The sequence below is a fragment of the Rhizobium sp. LARHSG275 genome (assembly GCF_052871115.1).
Genome location: NZ_JBIXJN010000065.1, coordinates 1 through 757, shown reverse-complemented (window position 1 = coordinate 757; position 757 = coordinate 1). Strand labels below are relative to the sequence as shown.

The following is a 757-nucleotide window of genomic DNA, read 5'->3' as shown; positions in this document are numbered from 1 at the left end:
CCTTGAAGAAGAAGCCGTCATCGTCGCCTTTCGCAGGCATACATTGCTGCCTCTTGATGACTGCCTCTATGCCCTTCAACCGACGATCCCGCATCTGACGCGTTCGTCCCTGCACAGGTGTCTGCAGCGCCACGGCATTTCACGCCTGCCGGAAGTGAAAGGCGACAAAGAACCGAAGAAAAAGTTCAAAAGCTACCCGATCGGCTACTTCCACGTCGATATTGCCGAGGTGCAGACGGCTGAGGGCAAGCTCTATCTCTTCGTGGCGATTGATCGCACTTCCAAGTTCGCCTTCGCTGAGCTCTATGCCAAAGCTGGCAAGATGAATGCCGCCCAGTTCCTGCGCAACCTGATCGCGGCGGTGCCCTACACCATCCATACTATCCTGACCGATAATGGCATCCAGTTCACCAACCGGGCCTGTGACCAAAATGCTTTCCAGCACATCTTCGACCGAGTCTGTGAGGAATACGAGATCGAGCATCGCCTGACAAAGGTTAAGCACCCATGGACCAATGGGCAGGTCGAGCGGATGAACCGAACGATCAAGGAAGCTACTGTCAAGCGCTTCCACTACGACGATCACGCACAACTGAAAAAGCATCTCGCCGACTTCATCGACGCCTACAATTTTGGGCGCAGGCTCAAGACACTAAAGGGACTCACCCCCTACGAGTTCCTCTGCAAAAGGTGGACTTCCGAGCCAGATCGATTCATCATCGATCCTATCCATCAAATGCCGGGACTAAACACCTAG

At 54.0% G+C, this 757-nt stretch carries 1 protein-coding gene; it reads left to right on the top strand.

The features are described 5' to 3' along the window. A partial coding sequence (locus tag ACIPSK_RS33035) for an IS481 family transposase (protein ID WP_446533144.1) occupies positions 1–757 on the top strand: 757 nt, incomplete at its 5' end.